Below are 23,134 nucleotides of genomic sequence, written 5' to 3' on the forward strand. Positions count from 1 at the left end.
GGAGTGAGCATGAACTTTGTTATTGTTGGCACCAATTTTATTAGCGACACATTGTTAGCCGCTGCAAATACGTTAAACGATTTTAATTTATATGGGGTGTGCTCGCGCGCAGTATCTAGCGGCGAAGCATTTTTAGCCAAACACCCACAAAATGCACAAGCAAAAATTTTCACCTCAATCGAGCAAGTTTGCCAAGATAAACATGTCGATGCTGTCTACATAGCCGCCCCTAATAGCTTACACAAACAATATGCCGTTATGTGTCTAGAAGCGGGTAAACATGTCCTTGGCGAAAAACCATCAGCTGCCAATTCTAAAGAGCTTGCAAGCATTATAGCTACAGCAAAAAAGCATCAGCGCCTTTACATGGAAGCCATGATGACCACTCACTTGCCTAACTTTGAACAGCTGCAACAGGCAATGGTAAAAATTGGCACACCACGTAAATATATTGGCCAGTACAGTCAATACTCATCGCGTTACGATAAGTATAAAAATGGCGAACGCCCAAACACATTTTTACCCGAGTTTGCAAATGGTGCTTTAGTTGATTTAGGGATTTACCCACTGTATTTATTAATTGCACTTTGGGGGGCACCAAAAAGCGTGAGTGCCAGTGGCGTATTGCTTAATACTGGTGTAGATGGTGCGGGCGATGTATTACTAAACTATGCAGATAAACAAGCCGTTATTAGTTACTCCAAAATATCGCAAGGCGACAACATAACCGAAATACAAGGCGAGCTTGGGCGCATACGTATAGAAGCGGTATCGCAACTTAAAAAGGTGGAGTTTATTGCTGATAATGGTGATGTAGAGGTTATATCCCAGCCGTTTGATGAGCACTTTATGAAATACGAAGTTGAGCATTTTATGTCATTAGTGAAGCAAAATATCCTTGAGTCACCAGTAAATACGCACATTTTAGCCAGTAACGTAATGAGCGTTCTTGATGAAGCGCGCAAACAGCTTGGGGTTGTGTACCCTAACGACTAATTAAATAAAATATGGGCGTTAACCAACGACAGCTAACGCCCAGAAGAAAGCTTAAATAGCTCTCGTACAACGACACATTTTACAAAACACTTTAAAATAGCGATCCCCATCCATGGGCAATCAAATACTTCTACAACAAACTTAACACTGACAACCCAACTCGGTTTATTACCAATATTTATTACTCCATAACCTAAATCTAACCTAACACATAAAAACATTACCAATCAAGCTGGCCAATTACATTATTTTAAACTAAATTGGTAATACAAGAATACAACCGTTGGTGTATAGTGGTTTTTAACCCTAACATCGCGTTAGAATTTTGACATAATAGTGAATTTTAAGGTAACCTCTGATATTAACAGTTGGTTTTGACTTATAGGCCCCAGAGGCCATTATTCCTTAAGGTAATGAAGGTAAAGTATGGGTAATCGTCGCTTATTTTGGCGCATAGTTGATAAAATTGAGTCTTTAATAAATCAAGGCGAATTTTCTGCTGGGAGTCGTTTACCACCTGAACGTGAACTTGCAGAAATGTTTGATGTAAGCCGCCCTACCATTAGAGAAGCTATTATCGCATTAGAAGTACGTGGCCGAGTTGAAGTTAAAACTGGCTCTGGTGTTTACGTAGTAGAACAAAAAAATGCATCTATAAAATCAAAAGAGATCAGTGCATTTGAACTTACTCAAGCTCGCGCATTAATTGAAGGCGAAATTGCCGCTTTAGCTGCTCAAAGCATTACAGAAGAAGAACTAGAGCAACTAAATAAAACATTAATTGCCATGCAAAAAGGCCTTTATGTTGAGCAAGCCGACCGTGAGTTCCACGAAATTATAGCTAGAGCAACGCGCAATAAAGCACTTGAATTTGCAGTGTCTAACTTGTGGGATTTACGTTTAACAAACCCACAAATTGTTGCTGACTATGGCAGTGTGTGTAAAAACAATGACGAGTGCGTTATGGATGAACACACCGCTATTTATACAGCCCTAAAGTCGCATGATGCAAATGCAGCACGTACTGCAATGCATAAACATTTTAACCGCTTAATTAATGCTTTATTTGACGCTGTAGAATCGCGCGCACTTGAAGAAATTAAACGCAAAAATGATGAAAAACGAGGTCTTTACTCGCTTGATGGCTTAGTTAATAAAAGTGCCCACTAAGGCCTTTTAACCAACTGATTAAAGTTAGCAAACGCCTGTTTGCTAACTTTACCTCTTACTTTATTTACCTGCCCTATTTAATATACTTTTAATTGCGCTATTTTTGGTCGCAAACACTTACCTATAAATTAAAAAAAAGATACTATGCCGCCATTAATATCGGGCGGGTTTAGCTTTTATACTCCCTGCATTACATAACTAATTGATAGAGTTACTCAACTCAAGGATTAAAATGCAAGCATCTTCAAAAAGTTATTTACTGGCTATCGTGTGTGTACTGCTTGCCATGATGACCATTCAAACGGGCGCGTCATTTGCAAAGCAGCTTTTTCCTATTGTTGGCCCTGAGGGTACGACGGCCCTTAGGCTTGGTTTTTCTGCCTTTATACTTTGCTTAGTGTTTAAACCTTGGAAACACTTACCCACTACGGGTAATCGTATTCCTATAATTGTGTATGGTTTAAGTTTAGGCGGCATGAACATTTTGTTTTATTACGCTATTGAACGCATTCCACTAGGCATTGGTGTAGCACTTGAATTTACAGGCCCGCTTGCTGTTGCCTTATTTTCATCTCGCCGCAAACGTGATTTATTTTGGGTTGCCTGTGCTATTGCTGGTATTTTGCTTCTGCTTCCTGATATGAGCGGCCAAGATAGCCTTGATCCATTAGGTGTAGCGCTTGCGCTTGGTGCTGGCGCGTGTTGGGCAGGTTATATATTATTTGGTAAAAAAACCGGCACACAAAGTTCTGGTGGAGCCACTGTCGCATTGGGCATGACTGTTGCCGCTATAGTGCTAGTGCCTTACGGCGGTATTATGCAAAGCCCCGCGTTTACATGGGAAATTATCCCACTGGGTATTGGTATTGCTATTTTATCAAGCGCACTGCCTTACACACTTGAAATGGTTGCACTGCGTAACATGCCTTCACAAGGGTTTAGCGTAATGATGAGTTTAGAGCCTGCAATAGCTTCGCTCGCAGGGTTTATTATACTGGGTGAATTGCTTACTTTGTGGCAGTGGCTCGCTATTTTGCTTGTAATTATTGCATCTGTTGGTAGCTCGTTTTCAAACGCAAAAAAACAGGCTACTTAGTTAACTACCAAACTAACCTAAACAACACAATAAAGTCACCATACAACATGGTGACTTTATTGTGTTGTATCCGGTAATTTTTTAACTCACAGCCTTACTTTGCTTTTTAGTTGTAACCAAATAACCAATCAACGAAATAAGCGGCATACCCGTAGCCACCAGTGCAATACCAGTCCAACCACCCACTTCATATAATGGGCTGGCAATAAGCGAGCCTACTGCGCCACCTACAAATATACTCGTCATGTAAATAGCGTTTAAACGCGCACGGCTTTGTGGTTCTAGTGCGTACACTGCACGTTGACCCAATACCATATTGGCCTGCACAGAAAAATCAATAAACACACCGGTTAATGCCAATACTATAATGCCGTAAGGTAACTCAAATAAGCTTGGTAAAAAGCACAATGCTGCAATGAGTTTGGCCAGTAACGATAACTGATGCGTATAGCCCTTATCAGCCAAACGCCCAACAATGGGAGCTGCTACAGCACCTGCGGCGCCCACTAGTGCAAACAATGCTATTTCTGATTGGGATAAACCATACTCACGGGCAAGCACAACCGGTACACTCGTCCAAAATAAGCTGAACGATGCAAACATTAACGCTTGAAAAAGTGAACGTTGGCGTAGCACTGGCTGGCTTATCATTAATTGTTTCAGCGATTTTAATAACTTAAAATACGTTGTTTTATGGGTTGGTTGCCTACTTGGAATAGCAAAATAAATTACAGCAGCAATAAACACCATACACCCTGCTGCAAAGTAAAATACAGCGCGCCAACCAAAGTGATCGGCTATTAAGCTCGATATAGGTCTTGCTAGCAAAATACCTAACAACAAACCCGCCATAATATTACCAAGAACTTGTCCGCGTTTTTCGTCAGACGATAAATGCGCAGCAAGTGGAATAAGCACCTGAACAGAAACCGAACTTATACCTATCATCAAACACAAAATAAGCATTACATTAGGTGAATCAGCAAGTGCCGTACCCACTAAACTCAAAAACGACACACCAAGAGTGACCAACATAAGCTTTTTATTTTCAACTAAATCAGCTAGTGGTACTAAAAAAAACAACCCCAAAGCGTAGCCTATTTGTGTAAGCGATACGATAAGGCTAGCACTGCGTGAACTTAATCCAACTTCTGGGGCAAGTAACTCAATAATAGGTTGAGCGTAATAAATATTGGCAACAATAAGACCGCAACACAAAGCAATAATAGTAACGAGTGTATTGCTAAGAGGTTGCGCTGAAACGCCTGTTTGGGTCATGTGTGTCTCTACTTTATAAAAATAATAAAACCCAACCCGCAAACGCGGGTTGGGTTTCTACAAAAAAACTAAACTTTATTTTATTGGTGATGGCTGCCCATGTGGGCTTGAGCGTAAATACTGTTTAGGTGCAGTTACTGTAGCGCCAAGCTCTGCAGCTGCATGCCACGGCCAGTGCGGGTTATATAAAATACCACGAGCTAGTGCTACGCCATCGGCTTGCTGCTCGCTAATAATATCTTCGGCTTGTTGCGCCTGTGTAATTAAACCCACCGCTATAACAGGCATATTCACAGCTTCTTTAATGGCTGTTGCAAACGGTACCTGAAAATTAGGTTTTACTGGTATTTGTTGCTCTGGGCTTAGGCCCGCCGTACTTACATGAATAAAATCACAACCTAGTTCATCAAGCGCTTTACTAAGCACTATCGATTGATCTAAATCCCAGCCACCTTCAACCCAATCGGTTGCCGAAATACGCACACCCACTGCTTTATTACTGGGGAATACCGCTCTTACCGCTTTAAACACATCAAGTAATAAGCTCATTCTGTTTTCTAGGCTGCCACCGTAGTTGTCATCGCGCTTGTTTGAAAGTGGCGACAAAAATTGATGTAACAGGTAACCGTGCGCACCATGTAGCTCGATTAAATCAAGGCCGAGTTCATCAGCGCGTTTAGCTGCACTTACAAAGTCTTTAATTAGTGAATCTATATCAGATTGGCTCATTGCTTTTGGCACTGGGCTGTTAGCGTCGTACGCAATTGCCGAAGGTGCGAGCGTTTGCCAGCCATTTACATCATCAGGTGCAATGGCATCGCCACCGTCCCATGGTTTTTCAGTTGATGCTTTGCGCCCAGCATGCGCTAACTGAATACCAATAGGCATAGGGCTGTATTGCCTTACTGCTTTTAGGCTTTTGTCTAGTGCTTGTTGAGTTTCGTTATTCCAAAGCCCTAAATCGCCGTAGCTAATACGCCCTTCTGGGTTAACAGCTGTTGCTTCTAAAATAAGTAATCCTGCACCACTTAAACTCAATTGGCCCAAATGAATAGTATGCCAATCGCTAGCAGCGCCATTGTTTGCTGAATACTGGCACATGGGTGCAATAATAATACGGTTATCTAACGTTACTTTCCCAAGTGATAAAGGCGAAAATAGTTGGCTCATTGTTAATCCTTAAAAACACGCACAAAAAAGTGCGGACAAAACAAAAAAAAGAATACGAAGCGGCAATCAAACACGCTCACTCAATAACTTACACAGTTATTTATAATTCCGACTTAACACTCTTAATGGGGATAAAAACATACTTTAATAGTGCTGATAAAAGCATAACTAATGACATTATAAACTATCAATTTTAATGTAATAATTTGTTTAACGAGCACATCATAAAGCCATTTTTAAAAAATGAATGACTATTTACCTTTAAACAAGGGTGTATTTTTTAACCTAACTGTACCTAATTACACTAAGCCATTGCCTGTATTGCCTATTAACCAAATAAAACCCCCACAAATAATCCATATTTATTCTATATAAGTGAATTAAAATTCAATTTAAATATTCCAAGCTACTTCACTCCCTGATAAACTGCTTAACTTAATTTACTAATGTAAAACATTTGAACTGGGGATCACTTTTTATGTTTAAACCAAGCTTGTTAACCTTGGCTATTTCGAGCGCTGTTTCCAGCGTATTTTTATTGCCTAATGCCGCACTTGCTCAAGAAGAAGTTGCAGCTAAAAACAAATCACTCGAAGTAATCGAAGTTACAGCAACAAGGCGCAGCGGCTCGGTGCAAAATGCACCGCTAAATATTACAGCCCTTGATGCAGATATTATGAAAGATCAAAATATCAATGAGCTTGCCGATGTAGCGCGCTGGGTGCCTGGTTTAACAATTACCGATCAAGGTGGTCGCTCAGGCTCGCCTATAATTGTTCGTGGTTTAAATACAAACTCGTCTGGTCCATCATCAGATGGCGGCACGGTATCTACTTACATTAACGAAATTCCGGTTTCGGTAGATATGCGCCTAGTAGATATTGAGCGTGTTGAAGTATTAATTGGGCCACAAGGCACCCTTTATGGTGCAGGCACATTAGGCGGTGCAATTCGTTACATGCTTAAACAACCTGAGCTCGATTTTACATCGCTTGAAATTTACGGCGACCTGTTTCAAACAAAAGAAAGTGACTCTCTAGGTGGCGAAGGCGGCTTTATATTTAACCTTCCACTCATTGAAGACAAACTTGCAGTACGCGCCAGCTTAAACGTATATGAAGACCCTGGTTTTATCGATTACGGTTACGTAGTGCGCGAGCCTGGCGTATCGTTACCAGATCCTGATTGGAGCGACAGCTCAGCAGTTAGTAACAACCTTAAAAATGTAAAAGACGCCAACGGCGAAACCACCACTACAGGTCGTATTTCTGTTCGCTTTAAACCAAATGAATCGTTTGAAGGTACGCTTAACTACTTTTACCAAAACCAAGACAGCGAAGGCCGCTCGATTGTTCATTACAACAGCCTTAATGCAAACAACGGTTTAAGCGATGTAATAGGTAAATACGAATCAGCTTATCGCTTTGAAGAACCGCGCGAGAAAAAAGATCAATTACTAAGCCTTGAACTAAAAGCCGACCTAGGTTTTGCAGAGCTAGTATCGGCTACTGGTATTTCGAGCTTTGATGCCGACGGTCAACGCGATCAAACAGATTTACTTATTCGCCTTGATTACGGCTATGAAGAATTCCCTTCGTTTTCAACATTTACCCGTGAAATAGACGAAGAAGATACCTTCACTCAAGAGCTGCGTTTAGTATCGCAAAGCGACAGCGACTTTAACTGGATTGTGGGTGGTTTTTACAACAAAACAGAAACCGAAGCGTCAAGCAGAGAGTTTACCCCTGGGTTTGACCAATTCGCTATTGATAACTTTGGTGGCGAGCAGCTAAGACCTGACTCATTAGAATACTTAGAGCTTACAAAAAGTAAAGTCACTGAGTCTGCACTATTTGGTGAAGTTGGCTACCAAGTAACCGACAAATTAGATATTACCATTGGTGCCCGTTTTTACAAGTACGATATAGAGTCGCAAGCGGCTTTTGACTTCCCGCTAGCAAATACATTGTATGGTGGAGTAGATCCTGACAAAATCACCGTTGCATACGAAAAAGACGAAGCAGGCGATAACGGTAACTTATTTAAATTTAATGCTAAATACCAGTTCACTGACTCAGTAATGGGTTATGTAACAGTAAGTGAAGGCTTTAGAATTGGTGGTTCAAACGGTTTAGTGTCTTGTCCTGATCCAATTATTGAGGATCAACAAACAGGTTGTGGTAAACCTGACGAATTATTATATGAAGCCGACACCACAACAAACTACGAGCTAGGCTTTAAAAGTACATGGTTTAGAAGCCAGCTACACTTTAACGCCGCGTTATTTAACGTAGATTGGGATGATGCGCAAATCACTGGCGCTACAGATATAGGTCAATTAACGTACCTTTCAAACGCAGGCAGCGCTAATGCAAAAGGGGTCGAAATTTCGACCCGTGCCATTTTATCTGACTCGTTTTCAGTTTACGCAACTTATGCCTACACAAAAGCAGAGCTAACATCAGACGCACCATTTTTGTTTAATGCCGATGGTACCGATGGCGCAGAAGACGGCGACCGTTTACCAGGCTCACCTGAAAATCAATTTTCGATGGGTGTAAACTATCAAACAGACGTGTTTAACGACAAAACGCTTGATATTAACTACGGTTTAACTGCGCAAAGCGACGTGCTTTCAAGAGTAGGGCTTCGTGATAACGGTGAAACACTACCAGGTTACAGCTTAAGTAATATATCAGCTAAATTAACAGCTGATGCATGGTCAACTACCCTATATGTTGATAATCTATTCAACAAATACGCGGTTACATCCGTTCGTCGTTCAGATGCCGATATAACATCAGCAAATGGTGCCGACATACAACGTAACTACGGCCATTACATTAATCGCCCGCTTACGGTAGGTGTTAAATTTAACTACAAATTTGAAATATAATTTATAGTAATTTTTAAACAATGTTTTAAGGCTCAAATTTATTTGAGCCTTTTTATTTTCTTTCACAAAATAATTACCAAAAACCATGCAGCCAAATTTAAAGCAACTTCATCAAAGCGCAATACACTCCCTAAACCAAGGTAAAATAGAGCAAGCACACAAAGCCCTAGTGGAGTTAGTTACACTCAAACCAGACTTTGCTGATGGGTATTTTTTGCTGGCAATGGTTAATTTAACTGTTGGGCAAATACACAAAGCAATAAAGCTCATCGAAAAAGCCCTCACCCTTGGCCAAAGTATTGAATACACCGCGCAACTTGCTAAATGTTACGCACTTACTGGCGAATTACAAAAATCAAAAAACACCGCACTATCGGTGCCATTAAAGCAAATAACTAAAGCACTTGATGCCGACACACTCGGCGTTGCACTTACTCAAGCAGGTATTCACGAGCAAGCACTTAACTACTTTGAGCACGCTATTACACTGTCTACAGCAGCTAACAAAGCTCAACCTCAGTTTTATTATAACTACGGTGTAAGCGCTAAGTTTTTAGGGCTATTTGATAAAGCCCAACACGCTTTTGAAAATGCCATAGCGCTTAACCCGCTGCACCACCAAAGTCATTTTGCATTAAGTGATTTAACTAAAGTAAGTACACAAAACAATCATATTGAGGGCTTAAAAAATGTATTTGAGCAAGTAACACACCCCGATGCAAAACTGCATATTGGCCATGCACTCGCAAAAGAGTATCAAGATATTGGTGAATATTCAGAGGCTTTTAACGCGTTAGAGCAAGGTAAAGTAGTAAAACGTGCTGTGCAGCCGTTTGATCATAAAAGCTCAACTGAGTTATTTGAATACATTAAACTCTTAAGTGAGCAGCACACACAAGCGCTAACACAAGGTAACCCAACGGCCGAACCTATTTTTGTATTAGGTATGCCCCGCTCTGGCACCACATTAGTTGAGCGTATTTTATCGAGCCACAGCGACGTGCAGTCAGCCGGTGAATTACAAGACTTTGGCCTAAGTGTTAAAAAGCTAAGCCAAACACAAACACCTCACGTGCTCGACACTCAAACGCTCAGTAAAGCCTACGAGCTTGATTTTAATCAGCTTGGGTCAACCTATTTAAACGCAACACGCGTAATAACAGGCAGCCATAAACACTTTATTGATAAGCTCCCGTTTAACTTTTTTTATATCGATTTAATAACCAAAGCACTGCCAAACGCCAAAATAATTTGTATGCTGCGCGATCCAATGGACACCTGTATTGGCAACTATCGCCAATTATTTACCATTAATAACCCCTACTACGCGTACTCGCTCGATTTACTCGACACAGCAAAATTTTACAGCCGTTTTTACAAACTAATGCAGCACTTTAGTACCCTGCACAGCAATATAAAATTAGTAAAATACGAAGAATTAGTCGCACAGCCCGAGCAACAAATTAAAGAGTTAGTCAGCTTTTGTAACCTAGAGTGGCAGGAGCAATGTATAGATTTTCACTTAAACACCGCACCAGTTTCTACTGCAAGTAAAATGCAAGTACGCCAACCACTTAACAATAAAGCAATCGGCCGTTGGAAAGCATTTAAGCCACATACTAATAAAGCAGTGGAGTACCTTTTAAAGCAAGGTATAAATATTGAGTAAACGCTTTATTTTACCGGTAAGAGACGCCAAATAAGAGGCTTTGTGTAAGTGTAGGTCGGATCATCCGACACAGTAAAATACCTTGTCAATTATTATCAACATTTTATGTTGTGGAGTGGCGGAGAATGCCAACAGCAGATATTACCTTTCAAAGCCTTTAGTGGGACTGCTAAGCCACCATTGCAGTCATTGAGGTTTAAGTTAAAGAGCCAATAAAACTAACACTTCACTTTGTCATCCATTGCTCTACTATGTATAACCAAAATCAGGATGAAATAAGGCCATACATTTCTGTTATTATGAAATATCTATTATCCATTCGTTCTTATAGCACAAAACCAACCCGTCACTCACATCACTTTAACCAATTGGTTTTACCTTTACGTGGTGTCATAAATATATGCGTTGGTGATTTCAATGGTAAAATTGCGCCAAGTGAATGTGTTGTAGTTAAAGCCAATGAAGAGCACTTGTTCACTGCAGATACTGAAGCTAGATTTGTAGTTGTGGACATGAAAAACCTACCCCTAAATATTTCATCTTCTCACTGTATTGTTTTTGCAATTAACTCATCCCTTAAAAGTTACTTAACCTTTATCGAAAACCAATTAGAAAATAAAGTTAATGCTCAATTAGAACAGGCGATGTTTGAAATGTTCAGTTTACTGCTTGCAGAGCAACCTTTATTGCCAAAAGTAGATAACCGTATTGGTACAGCAATATCCTTCATAGAGCAAAATATTGCAGAGCAACTTCACATTAAACGCCTGGCTGAATCTGCTTTTCTAAGCGAAACGCAGTTTAAGAAACTATTTAAGCAACAAACAAATATGACTGTGATGAAATACGTAACCAAACTTCGTATGGAAAAAGCGCAAGCTTTACTAACACACACAGATTATCCACTATCAATCATTGGTGAAAAAGTAGGCTACAAAGAGCCGTCAGCCTTTAGCCGAAAGTTTTCACAATACTTTGGCCTACCACCTAATAAATTCAAAAAGTAAACTTAGTCTTTATTGTCAACGATAGCGTCTTAATTGTTAAAAACTCCTTTCATCACTAGCATACAATTTCTGTATTGAAATAATAAAAAACAGGTTTCACAATGGAAAGTCATCACGGAAGTTTTAAAGGTGTAATTGCTATCATTATTGCTAGTTTTTTGTGGGGAACAACAGGCACCGCAGCAAGCTATTCCCCTGATGTGAGTTCGTTTGCAATTGGTGCATTCTCTATGGGAATAGGGGGAGTGCTACTTGTTATTACAGCACGAAAAACGTTGTTTATAGATTATAAGCTCATGATTTCACAGCCTAAGGTATTACTTTTAGGTGCCGCTTCTGTCGCTATTTATCCATTAGCATTTTATACTTCAATGCGTTTATCAGGTGTTGCAATTGGCACTGTAGTTTCAATTGCTACGGCACCTTTTTTTGCTGCAATCCTTGAAAGCCTAATTAGTAAAAAAAATATATCACTGGAATGGGTACTGAGTTTTGTTATTGGAGCTATAGGTATTACTTTATTAACGTTAGGCAGAGATCAGAGTAACGATCCTTCATACAGTATTAATCAACAGAGCCTGGGTATTCTTTTGGGGTGTATTGCAGGATTAACCTATGCAGGTTATTCATGGGCAGCAAGGAGTTTAATTGAAAGTGGAGTTCATTCGAAATCGTCAATGTCAGGACTGTTTGGTTGTGCTGCTTTATTGTTACTCCCTTCATTATGGTTTACAGGTGATAACTTATTTTCAAGCGCAACCAATGCATTGGTATCTTTGTATATGGCAGTAATTCCAATGTTTTTAGGATACTTATTATTTGGTTTTGGCTTGAATTATATAAATGCAAGTAAAGCGACATTAATTACCTTAATAGAACCATTAGTTGCAACTGTTTTAGCCGTTTTCGTTATTGGTGAAAGGTTTAAGATAATTGGTTGGATAGGTGTGGCTTTGGTATCACTATGCCTATTAATGCAAACCATCAAACCTCAAAAGCAATTAAGAGTACCTATTAAATCTATGTAGCTTAAGAGCATTGACAATGCTTTTAAAAGCTTACCATAGGGTATAGTTCATTTATATAAAGTAAAAAACATGAACGCTCGTAACGAACGTTCATAAAATGTAATAACCAAGGAGACGAGTATTGACTTCATACATCATAATTTCTCACAGTCTGCCTCACGCTCACAGCCGAACTTCGCTAAAGTGCCATTTATAGTATTTGAATTTAGGTCTAGATTGATGATCGTAAATGCCAGCATAGCGGTTGTTCAAGTATTTATATTTAGATGACTTATTTGTATCCCCCTAATCTCTGCCATATTAGAAAGTTACTGGTTAAGATTAGGTTTTTGTATCGCTGATAAAGATGCATATCATGTTCATCACTCTTCTTTATCCAGCAACTCCATTAATCCAACCAGTGCAGCGAAAAGTACAGCCCCTACAGGCCAAATTATCCAAGTTACGCCCCAATCCATAGTCCATAAGCTCCAACCAAGAAAGATAGCGATTAGCAAAGGCCAGTAGAATGCAGCGAGTTTTTCAGCACGTTTTACACGTCTACTCTTTACGGTATCTAGAGGCTCATCTTTTAGAATATTGTTATAAGCCTCGTATTTAGCCGCAACAGGAGACACAATGTATATCCCAGCGGCTATGATGAGCATAAGTACAATTAGCATCATTAGAGTTATACTTGGGCCTCTGAAAAGCATACTAGCAAACATAAGAGGTGCAAAACTGATAATGAACATAAATATACCCAACGATAATCTTCGATTATAGGTAGGTCTGAACTTTGTTAATTTTTCATTGAAAACACCATGTACACCATAGGCTAATTCAAATGCTTCATTATCTATTACCGCTATATCGCTTTCATATTGGTTGGCTCTGAGAAAAAAATTTATTCCCATAGAGACCATAACTACAATACACACAACTCCTATCGCTGCTGCGATATTGCCTGTCAGGTTCAATCGATTGGTTTCAGCCATTGCCAAGAAGAAAAACAAAGGTACTACTGAGCATAAACAAAGTATAACTCCTTTAGTGATTAAGGCTGACACTTCCATCTTATTTTCAATATATTTTGCTGCTTGTTCTAAACTAATTTGAATGATACCAGGCTTTTTATTTTCATCATGAGAATCAAAAGCTTCATTCTCATCTCTTAGTAGAAAGTCAGTAGACACGTCAAAAAGCTCCGCCAACATAATTATCCTATTTAAATCAGGTATGCTATTAGTGCTTTCCCACTTAGACACTGACTGCCTAGAAACATTCATCTTTTCAGCCAATTCTTCCTGCGACCAACCAACTTGTTTTCTTAATCTGACAATCTTTTCTGCTAAAATCATAAAGTTCATTCCTTCATTTGTTGTTGAGCGGTAAGCATAGAAAGTCAGGTAGTTGCAGACCAGCAAGTCAAGTTGTTAGTTTGTCAACCAGCGGTTGCAATTAGGCTAAACAGCTAAATTTAAACATTTTATTTGGTGCTAGCAAGTTAGTTTTTCATTTTGAGAGTCCAACCAAATTAGACATCCTAAATATAACTAAGCTGTCAATCTATGGCAAAATTTCCCCATCAGGCAGGTCTTCCAGCTCAAAAGCTTTAAAGGTGCCCGTTTGATCCAATTTTGTCACTCGCTTAGGGAAGAGTTTAGTGTTTAATTGCTAAAATCACCTATAGCATAACTAGGGCATCCATAGTTAAACCACCTCAAAAAAAGAATGTTAGTAATGGGTCAATTTTGTTGACTAACGGTTGCTCTATTTAAGTTGTTAATTTACATTATTATTAATAATTTTCAGTAATTTGACATGATTAATTCATTAGAAATCTGTGTAAAAATTAAATGCTAGCGTCTTCTATACTCACAAAGTGATCTTGAAACCGAATTCATTACTGACTGCTTTAGGCTCAAATGAGCATCAAGTGATGGAAGTTCAAAGGCAGCAACGAGCCTACACTAGCCCTTAAACATGCAGTATATATTGGTTTGAATTACCAATAATCTGTTTATTCTTTTACAAAAACTAATGTCAGCTTTCGGCTAATAGTTAGCATTAGTAAAGCAGGTTCGAACGTCAGCTATAGAGAAAAATGGATTCCAATTACAAGATGCTTGAGCGGCTGTTAATCGCTCCTAGCCGCCTTTAAAAGTCATTCAAACAAGATTAAATTTTAAAACCCTGTCTTAAAATAGGCATACCCGCCGAAGGGATCTATCGCTAATTCATAATATTTAGTTCAGTTAGTCTGAGCGCACCACTACGTTTATTTACTTTAGTGTCGGTTCAACGGCAAATAATATCGATTCAGATAAACATTAATGAAGCAGGTTAAAAAATTCGCTAAATTCCTTATTAACAAAGCGCCAAATACCTATTTTGATAAGGAATATAGTCATGAACATTATTACAAAAACAGTTATAGCACTGAGTTTAACAAGCCACTTTAGTGCGCATGCCATTGACCTGCGAGTCGACAACATTCGTGTATACCAAAGTAATTCGCAAAGCTTTTCTGCGCCGAGTTCGCTTTATATTGACGATGGTAAAATTGTAAACGTTGCTAAAGCGACCGATCCACTACAAAACGCCGATAAAACTATTGATGCCAACAACCAATATGCAATACCTGGTTTAATTGATTTACATGTACATTTGGGTTCATCAGGCAGTAACTTTACTGAGTTTCAGTATTTGCCGGTTAAATCGCACTTTAATTCTAATTTGTATTTAGGCGTAACTAACATTGTTGATTTATTTTCGTTTGAGCAAACCCTAAACGAAGCCGCTCAATTAGAAGAAGCACAACTAACCCCTAACCTTTTTTATGCAGGTACATTGTTTACTAACCCTGGCGGGCATGGCACGCAGTTTGGTGGCAACGCTTACGAAATTGCCAAAAATGAAGACATAGCAGCGCTATGGGAAAAACATATAAGCACCCAGCCCCATGTAACTAAAGCGGTTATTGAAACCTTTGGCGGTGTGGGTAAATCGTTAACTGATAGCCAATTAAGCGATCTTGGTAAGCGCTCTAAAGCGGCTAATTTACCGTATTTTGTGCATGTTTCTACACTAGATGATGGCAAACGCGCTATTAAGGCCGGTGCAACGGCTTTAGCCCACGGTATTAATAGCGAAGCGATAGATGATGAGTTTATTACGCTAATGAAACAGCATAATGTAACCTACATTCCTACCCTTGCGGTGTACCACAACCATAGCGATGAAAAGCATAACCATACTATTAGCTCACAAAACGAGTTACTAAAAACCATTCCCGAAAAGCTTCAAGAGTGCTTGTTTGAAAATGTGCCTGCGCCTTCAAAATGGAAAGAACACGCATGGAGTGAACGTAAAACCGCTTATGCAAATATTCAAAAGTTATATAAAGCTAATATCACTATAGGCACCGGCTCTGATGCCGGAAACCCATACACAATCCATGGTACAGGGTTACATAACGAGTTAGATGCACTTAAAAAAGCGGGCCTAACTAATGGTGCAATAATTAATGCGGCAACGGTTAACGGCGCACAAGCGATTAATAAAGCAGATAGTATTGGTAAGCTTGCTAAAGGCTTTGAGGCAAGCTTTATACTGCTTAAGCAAAACCCACTTGATGATATAAACCATATTCACACTATCTCAGAGGTTTATAAAGCAGGTATACAAGTAGACCGCCCAGCGCTTATTGCTCAAAACAAAGCCATAAAGCCACAAGGCCCCACTTGTAATGAAGTAATTAAAAGCAGCCAAGCGCAGCATGTTATTGATGATTTTACCGGTGATACACCATGGCAAGCCTTAAGCGACTCGGTAATGGGTGGTCAGTCTGTGGCAACGCTTACCACGCATAAAAATAGCTTAACTATAGATACAACCATTACAAAGCTAACAAGCTTTGGCGCGTGGGCAGGCGCTGAAATAAAATTTACATCACCGGCTGATGCTTCTGCATTTAAAGGCGTGCGCTTAACGTATAAAGGGTCTCCCACGCCTTTTGCTTTGTCTGTTTATCATAGTGATGTAAAAGATTGGGATCACTTTAGTGTACTTTAAAAGCCGCGCGATGAATGGACCACGCTTGATATTCCCTTCACTACACTTAAACAATTTGGTTTTGGTAGCCCAGTTACGTGGTCAGCAACAGAATTAACTGGGGTTAACTTAATGTGGCGTAAAATGTCAGGCGCAAGCAATGAGCCATTAAAAAACACATTACAAATCAAAGAGCTAACTTACTTTTAAATGAGTAGCAGTCAAAACACAAAATCATTTGGGTTTTGACTATTTTTTGATATGGTTTAATCACTTACAAAAAGAAGCACCTATTATGCTCAAACATCCTTTTTATAAATACAGCTTTTTTATTCTACTTATTGTAGATATTGCTTATGCCCTTGGGCTAATAATCGCGAACTCCGCCCCCTTTACTACTGGTAGTGCACTCGCTGCAACTGTGTGGTTCGTAACTTTTTACTGGCTTCCTGTTTGGAGTGCGGCAGCAGTTATTTTTTACCTTCGCAATAAACACATTAACAAAATAGCATTTGAATGGTTAATTGCAGTTGTATTTATGGCACTTGGTAATGTGCTTACCGATATATTACTCACACAGCTTTTTGATGGGCATAAATCGATGGGAGTATTTGTTGTATTTAACGGCTTACTTTGGGGATCGTGTATTTACTTTACCAGTATTTTTATTGAAAACAAAAAACGCGCAACAGCCGAAAAACACGCACTTAAACAAGCCCAACTTGCTACATTACGATATCAACTAAACCCTCACTTTATGTTTAATAGCTTAAATACAATTTCGGCCTATATTCATACAAACCCTGATTTAGCCGATGAAGTACTGCATGAGCTTGCTGATATTTTGAGGTACTCCCTTGATACCGCCGAGCAACAGCAAATACCTTTACAGCAAGAGCTTACAATAATAGAAAAATACTTAAATATTGAAAAAGCACGCTTTGGCGATAAACTTCAGGTTAATTACCATATTCCCAATAGGCTTAAAGACATATCGCTACCACCGCTACTGATTCAGCCAATTATTGAAAACGCCATTAAACACAACGCCAACCAAACTTCGCTAATACTTAATATAACCCTGAGTGAGCTTCCAAACGGCGTTAAAATACAAATTAGCGATAATGGTAAGGGTTTTTCGAGCGATGTAATAAAGCACGGGCATGGCAATGGTGTAGGGATGAAAAACATACTCAAGCGCGTCAAACAACTTGGTAAAAGTAAGGTACTACTTAGCAATAATAATGGTGCAGTGGTTACGTTGGAGCTAGCACTATGAACAACAAAAACCAGCAACATACTATTACTAAAATGCGCGTATTATTTGCCGATGACGAGCTTCCCGCTCGCGAAAAATTAAGCCATCAATTAAGTTTAATGGAGCATGTTGAAGTGGTGGGTATGGCTACAAATGGCAAAGAGGCTATTACATTAATCAATGAGCTGACCCTTGATGTGGTATTACTTGATATTCAAATGCCTGAAATTAACGGCCTTGAGCTTATTGATTTACTTAACTACCAGCCCATTATTATTTACACAACCGCGTATGACCAATTTGCTATTGAAGCATTCGAGAACGCCTCAACAGATTATTTACTTAAACCTTTTCCTATTGCTAGGCTAAAAAAAGCCTTAGCCAAAGCACAGCAGCAACTAGAGCAACAACGTGCGCATACGCAAGTTAATCACGCAAACGGCGAGCAAACAACATTTACATTAACCAAAAACACCATAAATAAGCTCATTAGTACAAGTGGTGAGCGCATATTTTTACTCTCCCCTAGTAATATTAAATTTATTAAATCGGAGCAAGGCAATAGTTTGGCGTGGAATGGCGATACATTTCATCATTTAAGGGATACGCTCGACCAGCTTGAACATGCCTTAGTGGAACATAACTTTGTACGAATCCACCGCAGTTATTTGGTTGATATTGACCACATTAAAGAAATACAGCGCTGGTTTAATGGCAAACTTATGGTGATTGTAAATGACGATATTAAATCTGAACTAAGCACCAGCAGAGCCGGCGCAGATAAGTTAAAGCAATTGCTGCATATTTAACTTATCCAATATGCTACTGGTCGTTACTCGAATACACACTCAAAATAGGGAATTTATAATCGGCAAACGATACAGTTACCGATTGTGTTTCGTTGCCTTTAAAACCGAGTTTAAATTCCATTGGCATAAATCGGCTGCCGTCAGCAAAAAGTGCAAGTAAGTGCTCCTCGCCTAATTCGCGATTGCCCGACGATAAGTTAGTTAGCGTTATAACAGCCCAGCGTTCGCCCTCTTCATTGCTCATTAATACATAATTAACGATTTTAAAATCCCCTTTTTTAGGGGTTATGTTGCTATCGTTTGCAAACGATAAGTGCATGCTATTTGGTACTGCACGGTCAACATTTAGCGCGTTGATAGAGTCTGCTTGGGTTGCCCACGAAAGCACCAATAAAATGATCACTAAGGCTTTATTCACTGTGAGTTCCTTTTTATTACCTAGTAAAATACCTAGTAAATTACGTAACGAATTACATAACAATAACTGTTTAAATTATATTCGCATTCCATACCTATTATGTAAACAAACAATCATCGCAATTTTATCCAGCGCTTTGGCTGCGCCACTACAGACTAAGCGCTCATTCAGTGTGCTTGCGTTACTTTAGGGTGATAACGAGTGATAAGAGTAAATAATTCAAAGCTAACTTAAAGTAAAAAGCGCGATTAAACAGGAGTATAAACGTATGGCAAGCACACATAAAAACTCAACAATGGACTTATCTGATCCCAGTAATAGCATTCAAGTAAGAGGGGCACGCGTTCACAACTTGAAAAATGTAGACGTTGATTTACCTCGTAACGCATTAGTTGTTTTTACAGGAATATCGGGCTCTGGAAAGTCTTCGCTTGCGTTTGGAACGCTGTTTGCTGAGTCGCAGCACCGTTATCTTGATTCAGTATCGCCTTACGCCCGTAGGTTAATAGATCAAGTTGATGAGCCCGATGTTGATTCTATTGAAGGGCTACCGCCTGCCGTTGCTTTGCAGCAGCAACGCGGCGCACCGTCGGTTCGTTCATCCGTTGGCAGCATAACAACTATTTCTAACGCGCTACGCATGCTTTACTCACGCGCAGGCGAATACCCCAAAGGGCAAGGTATACTTTACGCCGATGCGTTTTCGCCGAATACGCCACAAGGTGCGTGCCCAGAATGCTCAGGAATAGGCCGAGTGTTTGAAGTAACCGAAAAGCTACTTGTGCCAGACGATACAAAAACTATTCGCCAGCGCGCCATTGAAGCGTGGCCACCAGCATGGCAAGGTAAAAACCTAAGCCGTATTCTTACTTCCCTTGGTTATGACATAGACACACCTTGGAACAAACTTTCTAAAAAAGCACGGGATTGGATTTTATTTACCGACGAAACACCTACTGTGCCGGTATACCCAGATTACACCTATGAGCAAATACAAAATGCGATAAAAAATAACGAAGATCCAAGCTACATGGGAACTTTTTCAAGCGCTAAACGCTTTGTTTTACAGTCTTTTGCTACTACCCAAAGCCCACGTACAAAAAAGCGCGTATCGCAGTTTATGCAAATATCGCAGTGCCCTACTTGCCAAGGTAAAAAATTAAAACAAGCATCGTTAAGTGTTAAATTTGCAGGGCTCGATATTGGCGAGCTATCTCTACTTACATTAAACGAGCTTGCTAAAAAGCTAAGTAACGCCGCCAATACCAAAGTAAATAAAAATACAAAAAATCCAGAGCAAGCCATTGTTACGCAGCGCATTGCCAGCGATATACTCACCCGTATTGAAGCACTAACCATGCTTGGTTTAGGATACTTGTCGCTTGAGCGTACAACACCAACGCTCTCACCCGGAGAGCTACAACGATTACGACTTGCTACACAAATTCGCTCTAAATTATTTGGTGTGGTTTACGTGCTAGATGAACCTTCAGCGGGTTTACACCCTGCAGACACTCAAGCACTTTTAAAAGCGCTTGATGAGTTAATAGCGGCTGGCAATTCTGTATTTGTTGTTGAGCACGATGTCAGCGTTGTTAAACATGCCGATTGGATTGTTGATGTAGGCCCTGATGCAGGAGTGCATGGTGGCAACATTATTTACAGCGGCCCTGTTGAAGGGTTAAGAAAAATAAAAAATTCGCACACCGGTCGCCACCTTTTTGCTAAAAACGCCAGTCAAGAGTCTACTCAAAACAGCGCGCAAAAAAAGGAGCAAAGGCAGCCTAGTGCGTGGTTAAAATTGGCTGATATTGATCGTAACAATCTTAAAAAACTCAATACAGAATTTCCACTAGGTGTTATGACAACCGTTACTGGTGTTTCGGGCTCTGGTAAATCAAGTCTAGTAAGCCAAGCGTTAGTAGAACTTGTTTACGAAGCACTTGGGCAAAAAATAATAACGGAAGCGCCAACCGACGAAGCCGACTTACTCGAACAAGAGCTGCAAACACACACCAGCGGAAAAATCATTGAAGGTATAAATAATATAAGCCGCCTGATTACCGTCAATCAAAAAGCAATTGGCCGTACCCCTCGTTCAAACTTAGCTACCTATACGGGTTTATTTGATCATGTGCGTAAAATATTTGCTTCAACTCAAAAAGCGAAAGAGCGCCGTTACGATGCCGGTCGCTTTTCGTTTAATGTTGCTAAAGGTCGCTGTAAAAACTGTGAGGGCGTTGGCTTTGTAAGTATAGAGCTACTGTTTTTACCAAGCGTTTATTCACCTTGCCAAGTGTGTCATGGCAAACGTTATAACGAGCAAACACTTGAGGTTACATATCGTGATAAAGACATAAGCGATATCCTCAATTTAACGGTTGAAGCGGCGCATACCTTTTTTGAAAATGAGCCTGCAATACTGCGAGCACTCGATGCACTTATGCAAGTTGGTCTTGGGTATTTACGTTTAGGGCAACCTGCCACTGAGCTTTCGGGCGGTGAAGCGCAGCGTATTAAATTAGCAACCGAGCTGCAACGTGCGCAGCGCGGTAACACACTTTATATTCTTGATGAGCCAACGACAGGCCTGCATCCATCGGATGTATCAATGTTAATGTCGCAGTTAAATAAATTAGTAGATGCTGGCAATACCGTCATTATGGTTGAACACGATATGCAAGTAGCCCGCAATAGTGACTGGGTTATTGATGTAGGACCCGGTGCTGGCGAAGAAGGCGGCTTAATTGTAGCGCAAGGGAAACCTACAGAGGTAGCCCAATCTAAAATAAGCCGAACAGCACCTTTTTTGAATCGTGCAATTTAAAGAGCAGGTAAACACTAAATAACAAAAAAGAGCCAATGGCTCTTTTTTGTTATTAGCTTTTTAAAAAGCGTTCTATTTTAGGTTTTACCGTAACCGACATTATCAGCATTATAGTTAAACCTACTGGTAATGCGGCTAATAACCCTTCAGCCCATCCAGTTACAAATACACGCATATCTGCATAGCCAATATTATTAGTAGCGGTAACAAACGCCATAACCGACTCCATGATCAGCGCCATAAAAACACTAATCACTAAATTACGTTTTAGCTCGCTACTACTAGGCAATAACTTATTAACTAGCTTATGCATTAAGGTCATCATTACAAAACCAACAGGCGCCATAACCAATACTGCACTTATAAATGAGGTAAACCAATCTGCATAAAAATGCTCTGTAACACCCACATTCACATAAGTCATAATGCCAGTTAGAGTACCGCCAATTAAGGTAATAATACTTACCATAACCAGTATTTTATAAATTACAGGTGTTTTTTTAGGCTCAACCATTACTGGATTTGCTGATACGGGTGTACTCATTTTTGGGCATGCCTTAAGCGTTAAATAGATGATAAAATCAACCATAACAAATTAATTGATAATATCAACTACTTTTTGAACTAACCAAAAATAAGCCAAATTCCAACTAACCCCATTAAGCTACCAGCAATACGGTTCATCCATTTTATATTATCACCACGGCTTAAAAATAAACGTAAGCTTTTACCGCCTGTTGCGTAAGCTAACATACTTAAAAACTCGGTGGTCATTATAACGCCAAGCAATACTAAAAGCTGAGGGGCTACAGCATGCTCAACACTTATAAAGGGTGGCAGTAGTGAAATCATAAACGCCCACCCTTTAGGGTTAGCAATTGCGGTTACAAAACCTTGCGTAAATAACGACTTCCTACTTACGTCACTTGGTTTTGAGGTATCGACCGACATTTTTCCTTTGGCTCGCCACATGTTAACGCCAATATAAATTAGGTACGCACCGCCTACCCACTTTAAAATAGCGAACGCTTCAGGGTAATTTAGCATTACGCTTGCAACACCTAATACCGCAGCTATGGCAACACTTGCAACACCTAACAGCTCGCCTATCATCATCCATAATGTGCGGCGCACGCCAATGCTCATACCGAGTGTCATGGCAAGGGTCATACACATACCAGGCGTTATCGACACAAAAAAGAACGTAGGAATAAAAACCGCAAGTGCTGCTACATCAATCATTAATTTACTCTCATATTAAAAGCAAAAACGCGGCTATAAGTAGCCGCGCTGTTACTTACTCATTTTTATTACTATTGCCCAGCACTTACCACTGGTTCGGTAATTACTTTTACTGGCTCTGCTGTATCATTTAACAAATACTTATCTAACCACTGTTCTTGTTCCCACAACACATGTAATAAGCTTTTACGCGCACGGTAACCATGTGCTTCGTAAGGGAGCATTACTAAGCGAG

General features: G+C 39.9%; 17 protein-coding genes. 11 read left to right on the forward strand and 6 right to left on the reverse strand.

Features of this window, described 5'->3' with window-relative positions; all coding sequences use genetic code 11:
- Window positions 1-9 precede the first annotated feature (9 nt).
- From H5122_RS08560 to H5122_RS08570, 3 genes are all read left to right on the forward strand, one after another.
- A complete protein-coding gene (locus H5122_RS08560) occupies window positions 10-996 on the forward strand; it encodes a Gfo/Idh/MocA family protein (protein ID WP_182681552.1) in 987 nt (328 codons plus the stop codon).
- Window positions 997-1,422: 426 nt separating this feature from the next.
- Window positions 1,423-2,166: a FadR/GntR family transcriptional regulator gene (locus H5122_RS08565; RefSeq protein ID WP_182671067.1), complete on the forward strand. Its 744-nt coding sequence runs from the start codon at window positions 1,423-1,425 to the stop codon at window positions 2,164-2,166.
- Window positions 2,167-2,398: 232 nt separating this feature from the next.
- Window positions 2,399-3,262, forward strand: a complete 864-nt coding sequence (locus H5122_RS08570; RefSeq protein ID WP_182681551.1) for a DMT family transporter — start codon at window positions 2,399-2,401, stop codon at window positions 3,260-3,262.
- 81 nt (window positions 3,263-3,343) lie between these two features.
- Here the strand turns inward: H5122_RS08570 and H5122_RS08575 are convergent, their stop codons facing one another.
- Complete coding sequence (locus H5122_RS08575; RefSeq protein ID WP_182681550.1) at window positions 3,344-4,540, reverse strand: MFS transporter; 1,197 nt, start codon at window positions 4,538-4,540, stop codon at window positions 3,344-3,346.
- A gap of 75 nt (window positions 4,541-4,615) precedes the next feature.
- Window positions 4,616-5,710, reverse strand: a complete 1,095-nt coding sequence (locus H5122_RS08580) for an NADH:flavin oxidoreductase/NADH oxidase (protein WP_182681549.1) — start codon at window positions 5,708-5,710, stop codon at window positions 4,616-4,618.
- A 478-nt stretch (window positions 5,711-6,188) separates the two neighbouring features.
- On the opposite strand from H5122_RS08580, the gene H5122_RS08585 reads away from it, so the two are divergent.
- From H5122_RS08585 to H5122_RS08600, 4 genes are all read left to right on the forward strand, one after another.
- On the forward strand, window positions 6,189-8,606 hold the full coding sequence (locus H5122_RS08585; protein ID WP_182681548.1) for a TonB-dependent receptor: 2,418 nt from the start codon (window positions 6,189-6,191) through the stop codon (window positions 8,604-8,606).
- 85 nt (window positions 8,607-8,691) lie between these two features.
- Window positions 8,692-10,275, forward strand: a complete 1,584-nt coding sequence (locus H5122_RS08590) for a sulfotransferase (protein ID WP_182681547.1) — start codon at window positions 8,692-8,694, stop codon at window positions 10,273-10,275.
- 299 nt (window positions 10,276-10,574) lie between these two features.
- Entirely contained in the window at window positions 10,575-11,282 is a 708-nt protein-coding gene (locus tag H5122_RS08595; RefSeq protein ID WP_182681660.1) for an AraC family transcriptional regulator, read from the forward strand.
- Between the two features lie 101 nt (window positions 11,283-11,383).
- A complete protein-coding gene (locus H5122_RS08600; protein WP_182681546.1) occupies window positions 11,384-12,310 on the forward strand; it encodes a DMT family transporter in 927 nt (308 codons plus the stop codon).
- Between the two features lie 362 nt (window positions 12,311-12,672).
- On the opposite strand, the gene H5122_RS08605 is transcribed toward H5122_RS08600, so the two are convergent.
- Complete coding sequence (locus H5122_RS08605; protein WP_182681545.1) at window positions 12,673-13,650, reverse strand: helix-turn-helix domain-containing protein; 978 nt, start codon at window positions 13,648-13,650, stop codon at window positions 12,673-12,675.
- A 1,051-nt stretch (window positions 13,651-14,701) separates the two neighbouring features.
- On the opposite strand from H5122_RS08605, the gene H5122_RS08610 reads away from it, so the two are divergent.
- The 3 genes from H5122_RS08610 (at window position 14,702) to H5122_RS08620 (ending at window position 18,412) form a co-directional block, all read left to right on the forward strand.
- The gene (locus H5122_RS08610) at window positions 14,702-16,366 is read left to right on the forward strand and encodes a CIA30 family protein (RefSeq protein WP_259395763.1); all 1,665 of its coding nucleotides are present in this window, start codon (window positions 14,702-14,704) and stop codon (window positions 16,364-16,366) included.
- 217 nt (window positions 16,367-16,583) lie between these two features.
- Window positions 16,584-17,624: a sensor histidine kinase gene (locus tag H5122_RS08615; RefSeq protein WP_182681544.1), complete on the forward strand. Its 1,041-nt coding sequence runs from the start codon at window positions 16,584-16,586 to the stop codon at window positions 17,622-17,624.
- The gene (locus H5122_RS08620) at window positions 17,621-18,412 is read left to right on the forward strand and encodes a LytTR family DNA-binding domain-containing protein (protein ID WP_182681543.1); all 792 of its coding nucleotides are present in this window, start codon (window positions 17,621-17,623) and stop codon (window positions 18,410-18,412) included. The genes H5122_RS08615 and H5122_RS08620 overlap by 4 nt, the downstream gene beginning before the upstream one ends.
- A gap of 13 nt (window positions 18,413-18,425) precedes the next feature.
- On the opposite strand, the gene H5122_RS08625 is transcribed toward H5122_RS08620, so the two are convergent.
- Window positions 18,426-18,830, reverse strand: coding sequence for a hypothetical protein (locus H5122_RS08625; RefSeq protein ID WP_182681542.1), 405 nt, complete (start codon window positions 18,828-18,830; stop codon window positions 18,426-18,428).
- A 268-nt stretch (window positions 18,831-19,098) separates the two neighbouring features.
- On the opposite strand from H5122_RS08625, the gene uvrA reads away from it, so the two are divergent.
- Complete coding sequence (gene uvrA, locus H5122_RS08630) at window positions 19,099-21,657, forward strand: excinuclease ABC subunit UvrA (RefSeq protein ID WP_182681541.1); 2,559 nt, start codon at window positions 19,099-19,101, stop codon at window positions 21,655-21,657.
- Window positions 21,658-21,709: 52 nt separating this feature from the next.
- Here uvrA and H5122_RS08635 read toward each other — a convergent pair whose 3' ends face one another.
- Entirely contained in the window at window positions 21,710-22,201 is a 492-nt protein-coding gene (locus H5122_RS08635) for a DUF2798 domain-containing protein (protein ID WP_182681540.1), read from the reverse strand.
- A gap of 80 nt (window positions 22,202-22,281) precedes the next feature.
- A complete protein-coding gene (locus tag H5122_RS08640) occupies window positions 22,282-22,899 on the reverse strand; it encodes a LysE family translocator (RefSeq protein ID WP_182673667.1) in 618 nt (205 codons plus the stop codon).
- Window positions 22,900-23,134 lie beyond the last annotated feature (235 nt).

Source organism: Pseudoalteromonas sp. SG43-8 (genome assembly GCF_014164245.1).
GTDB lineage: Bacteria > Pseudomonadota > Gammaproteobacteria > Enterobacterales > Alteromonadaceae > Pseudoalteromonas > Pseudoalteromonas distincta.

What these genes read in the sequence shown, in the direction of transcription:
- H5122_RS08560 (WP_182681552.1), top strand. Translation starts at nt 10, where the DNA reads ATGAACTTTGTTATTGTTGGCACCAATTTTATTAGCGACACATTGTTA.
- H5122_RS08565 (WP_182671067.1), top strand. Translation starts at nt 1,423, where the DNA reads ATGGGTAATCGTCGCTTATTTTGGCGCATAGTTGATAAAATTGAGTCT.
- H5122_RS08570 (WP_182681551.1), top strand. Translation starts at nt 2,399, where the DNA reads ATGCAAGCATCTTCAAAAAGTTATTTACTGGCTATCGTGTGTGTACTG.
- H5122_RS08575 (WP_182681550.1), bottom strand. Translation starts at nt 4,540, where the DNA reads ATGACCCAAACAGGCGTTTCAGCGCAACCTCTTAGCAATACACTCGTT.
- H5122_RS08580 (WP_182681549.1), bottom strand. Translation starts at nt 5,710, where the DNA reads ATGAGCCAACTATTTTCGCCTTTATCACTTGGGAAAGTAACGTTAGAT.
- H5122_RS08585 (WP_182681548.1), top strand. Translation starts at nt 6,189, where the DNA reads ATGTTTAAACCAAGCTTGTTAACCTTGGCTATTTCGAGCGCTGTTTCC.
- H5122_RS08590 (WP_182681547.1), top strand. Translation starts at nt 8,692, where the DNA reads ATGCAGCCAAATTTAAAGCAACTTCATCAAAGCGCAATACACTCCCTA.
- H5122_RS08595 (WP_182681660.1), top strand. Translation starts at nt 10,575, where the DNA reads ATGAAATATCTATTATCCATTCGTTCTTATAGCACAAAACCAACCCGT.
- H5122_RS08600 (WP_182681546.1), top strand. Translation starts at nt 11,384, where the DNA reads ATGGAAAGTCATCACGGAAGTTTTAAAGGTGTAATTGCTATCATTATT.
- H5122_RS08605 (WP_182681545.1), bottom strand. Translation starts at nt 13,650, where the DNA reads ATGATTTTAGCAGAAAAGATTGTCAGATTAAGAAAACAAGTTGGTTGG.
- H5122_RS08610 (WP_259395763.1), top strand. Translation starts at nt 14,702, where the DNA reads ATGAACATTATTACAAAAACAGTTATAGCACTGAGTTTAACAAGCCAC.
- H5122_RS08620 (WP_182681543.1), top strand. Translation starts at nt 17,621, where the DNA reads ATGAACAACAAAAACCAGCAACATACTATTACTAAAATGCGCGTATTA.
- uvrA (WP_182681541.1), top strand. Translation starts at nt 19,099, where the DNA reads ATGGCAAGCACACATAAAAACTCAACAATGGACTTATCTGATCCCAGT.
- H5122_RS08635 (WP_182681540.1), bottom strand. Translation starts at nt 22,201, where the DNA reads ATGAGTACACCCGTATCAGCAAATCCAGTAATGGTTGAGCCTAAAAAA.
- H5122_RS08640 (WP_182673667.1), bottom strand. Translation starts at nt 22,899, where the DNA reads ATGATTGATGTAGCAGCACTTGCGGTTTTTATTCCTACGTTCTTTTTT.